The sequence below is a fragment of the Moorena sp. SIO3H5 genome (genome assembly GCF_010692395.1).
In the GTDB taxonomy this organism is placed as follows: domain Bacteria; phylum Cyanobacteriota; class Cyanobacteriia; order Cyanobacteriales; family Coleofasciculaceae; genus Moorena.
The window spans coordinates 1-3893 of record NZ_JAAHHS010000566.1 but is presented as its reverse complement, the minus strand read 5'-3'; the positions used below and the strand labels follow the sequence as shown (position 1 = coordinate 3893).

Annotated in this window: 4 protein-coding genes and 1 pseudogene; 1 reads left to right on the top strand and 4 read right to left on the bottom strand. The window is 41.6% G+C overall.

What is annotated here, in order from left to right; translation table 11 throughout:
* The 3 genes from F6K52_RS33615 to F6K52_RS33605 form a co-directional block, all read right to left on the bottom strand.
* Positions 1-269, bottom strand: a 269-nt coding sequence (locus F6K52_RS33615; RefSeq protein WP_293089097.1) for a hypothetical protein, incomplete at its 3' end; no start/stop codon positions are given.
* A 393-nt stretch (positions 270-662) separates the two neighbouring features.
* Entirely contained in the window at positions 663-1217 is a 555-nt protein-coding gene (locus F6K52_RS33610) for a hypothetical protein (RefSeq protein ID WP_293089068.1), read from the bottom strand.
* Between the two features lie 959 nt (positions 1218-2176).
* The gene (locus F6K52_RS33605) at positions 2177-2629 is read right to left on the bottom strand and encodes a DNA-binding protein (protein WP_293089065.1); all 453 of its coding nucleotides are present in this window, start codon (positions 2627-2629) and stop codon (positions 2177-2179) included.
* A gap of 226 nt (positions 2630-2855) precedes the next feature.
* On the opposite strand from F6K52_RS33605, the gene F6K52_RS33600 reads away from it, so the two are divergent.
* A complete protein-coding gene (locus F6K52_RS33600; RefSeq protein ID WP_293089062.1) occupies positions 2856-3059 on the top strand; it encodes a hypothetical protein in 204 nt (67 codons plus the stop codon).
* Positions 3060-3362: 303 nt separating this feature from the next.
* Here F6K52_RS33600 and F6K52_RS33595 read toward each other — a convergent pair.
* A pseudogene (locus tag F6K52_RS33595) lies at positions 3363-3893 on the bottom strand (hypothetical protein); the annotation flags it as partial.

The window sequence follows — 3893 nt, the reverse complement described above, 5'->3', positions numbered from 1 at the left end:
AAATAACCTAACTTTGGAGCGAGGGAACAGGGAATAGGGATGAAAGTAGCTAAAGTGTGGTAAGTGTGGAGAGAGTGTAGAGCAAGTGAAGTGGTGTGGTGTCCACTATGAGCGACTGCGTCAATATCGGAATAGTTGAAAAATTGGGAGTGCGATCGGCGAAGCCGCGCCAAAGGCGATCGCATAAGCGCGGAAGCTTTGCCTGACTCGCGTAGCGTGACCTGCATGTCAATCACATTTAACTGTGATTGGGAAATGCGATCGCTCAAGGGCAAAAGCTTAGTGTGACTCGCGTAGCGTGACCAAACGTCAATCGCAAATAACCTAACTTTGGAACAAGCAGAATAGTTTAGGCTACAGTCAATCTATGCATGGGATCGTCGCATATAAATGTGAGCAGGAAATGCAATCACACATAACCTAACTTAGGAACAAGTGGAAGAGTTTTACCTACAGTCAGTCTTGTATGCGATCCAGGGTAAGCGCAAGAATATATAAGCATATGCTTATTCATAAAAAGACCACGCTATTCTCAATCAATAAACTCTATTGCAAGTACAGTTATAGGAAATCATAGGGGTTTCGAGCCACAATCAACCTATATCTAGCCAATGCACATAGTCATTTTTTATGGAGCTTACCCTCTACCAAAATGCTAAAGCCTAATAATTTATAAATATACCTCCACTACCACAATTAGTTTGTTCTCCTTCGCAGTTTGTTTCGTTGTTTACATCCCCGTTTTGATTGATGATTACTGGCTTGTCGTTGTTAGTTGTATTTTCTACTTTCTCTGTATACTCGCTATCTACTTTATTTTCGTCTCCATCAATTTGAATATTCCCATTCCCGTTGATAATTTGTTGTGATTGTTGTTGTGATTGTTGTTGTGATTGTTGTTGTGATTGGGTAACACTTATATCGCTTTTTGTTTCCCGATTTTTGTTGATGGTTAATGGCTTATCGTTGTTAGTTGTATTTTTTTCTTCTTTGATATATTTGCTAGTTACTCCATTTCCGTTTCCATCAATTTGAATATTCCCATTCCCGTTGATAGTTTGTTGTGCATGGGTAAGGCTTTTATCGCTGAATAGTCCAGGTATTCCCCCCTGACCAACAACAGATGCAATACCTGCCGCAATTGCACTTAGGACAGTTGCACCAAGCATTATTTTAGATGTCCAGTTTTTTTTAGTCTTACGGGTACTAGATGGCATGGATATTTTCTCCTGGAATTAATTTTTACGAAAATTAAAGCCAACGATTGTAACTGTAATATATCTCACCTGAGGGGTGACATGAGCCCTAAAAATCTCATTATATAAGGCTTTGATGCCAATGAGCTTATGGAAGATACAGTCCCAAATTAACCCTCGATTCATTTTCTGGAAGCTCAAACGCTTATAACTAGGTTCAATGAAGCGCGCAAAACAGAATGTCTCTTTTTGTAACTTATGGGCTTAAATTATTGCCCAGTAAGGATTTAAGCTTGCATGTCATCCCCCTCAGATATCTGAGACATTAATAGTCTTTGTGTAGTCTAGATATATATATAATATTATATCATCATATAAGAATACTATTTGATTCTTGAAATATAGTGGAATTAGTAATTGCTATGATCCTTGCCCAGCAAATATTTCAGATTTGTTAAATTTTATAAATGATGGCAGTGGTTCCGTCGCATGGAATAAATTGACCAAAACCCTTGGCATATAATTATTCAGGATTGCTATATTAGCAATTTGACTTTTTCGACTAGGGAAAGGTTCCAGGACGCAATCCTATGTGAATACTATATAGCTGGTTTATATTGGTACTGGTACTAGGTAACCCTGGTTCTGGGTGTGAGTTTTTGCGATCGCAGCGAGTTTGTTTATGTGCTTAGACCTAGGGATATTCCCAGATAAAAATCAATATTCCTGATTACTGACATCAATAGCACGCTCAAAATACACTCCAGAACAAGTAGCTGATATTCTTGCCGCCATCATAGAGTTTAGATTAGACTGTGTTGGATATCATGCTGGGTTATTTCTGGTGCAAGTTATTCTGCTTAGCAAACTGATACCCCAAGTTTCTAGAGCAAATCAAGCAGGCTAAGTATTAATCTTTAAGTGCTCCAGCGCCCAATAATTCAATTGATAATTTTGAATAGTCGAAAGCCTTTGACCCCTCAGCGACTAGCCGGAAAACTTCCACCAATGAAGTGAATATCACTGAAAGTTTCGATCCACAAACGAGCGCCACAGTCCAATGGATGATCGGGATTATAGACAATCTTACAAGGCCCAAGGATTTCCACTTCATTGCCGTAGAGATTGTTACCACTTCGTTTTACTGAAATCACTGGCTTCCGGTCTTTGGGACTTTTCTTGATATTCGAGCCAATGTGATTACGGTTGACATTAATCTTCGCTAATGCAGGGGGACGACTAGTACGCCATTTTCCTTTTGGTCCACGAGACCCTTTAGTTATTTGTGGCAAATAGTTGAACAGAGGAATAATCCAGAATTTCCCAGTTTTATAGGCACCCCGCACCCGACCCTTCTCTAGGAGTTGGCGCAATCGTCGAGAAGAAATTCCTAATAGAGATGCTGCTTCAGTAGTTCCAACGCACTTGTTCATGAGTGGAGTGTCTTTAACTATTCCGATATTACTAGTATATAGGATAAAAGGAAAATTGGCAATAAAAGCTTGTAACAAAAATTTTCAAAATATGTTATAATATAAAATTATTTGTGCTATAATAAAATTACCGTGGAACGTTTTAGCGCCCACGGTAAGAGCCAGCCTACAGAAGTCACACGGAAGGCTGGCTCTCGTCCCCCAGTTAAGGAGATAACTTAATATTATGTCGTATTCTCAACGCCTTTATCCATGGGCGGTGGTTAGGTTATTGCCCATGATGCAACGAGTACTTGTTGGTCGTTTCCGCAATCGCTCGGATGCAGAAGGTCACATGCAGGCTCTGAAGCGGTTAATGCCTGATGGTAAATTTATTATTGTATTTGATATTGGGCAGGATATAGAGGGAGAATCTGAGGAGATGGAGTAGGGAGGGATTAGCGATCAGCTTTCAGCTATCAGTAATCAGGTTATGGGTTAGGTCACAGGCTGGAAGCCTGTTCCACTCTACTTGAGGAGTTAGCTCACAGGCTGGAAGCCTGTTCCACTCTACTTGAGGAGTTAGCTCACAGGCTGGAAGCCTGTTCCACCCTACTTGAGGAGTTAGCTCACAGGCTGGAAGCCTGTTCCACTCTACTTGAGGAGTTAGCTCACAGGCTGGAAGCCTGTTCCACCCTACTTGAGGAGTTAGCTCACAGGCTGGAAGCCTGTTCCACAGCTGACCGCTGACACCTCACTTACTACTAGCAATAGTCTTCCAATTCTGAATCACTTGCTGCAAAGCTTCCGGGAGCTGATTACTACCAATATCGGCATAACGTGTGGTACCAGCATTGCTGGTCAGAGTAACACTGATATAATCAGCGGCACCAATAGGAGCAGGGTAACTGAGCTGATCAAACTGACCAAAGTCTACCTCTTTGTTGAGAAACTCTTTAAAGTCTTTGACATCTTGAGGGGAAATGCGAGCAATCTCGGTGGGAGTGCTATTCCCATTGATCCGTATGTACTGCTGAATCACTTGTCCATTGTTGAGCAGACGGGTTTCAAGCGTTTGACCAAAGAAACCACCGCTTGCGATCGCACGAAATACGGTATTGTTCTCTAGGGCTGGTGGTAATTCACTGCTGGGAATCGCTGCTGCTGCCAGTAGGTCTTGATTGTCTACAGATTCAACCTGAGCGGTTGCGGTAGAGTTACCTGATGCTAAGAACTTACTTTGACCAGCTTGGCTAGTTACTGCACTAAAGGATAGAATCCCGGT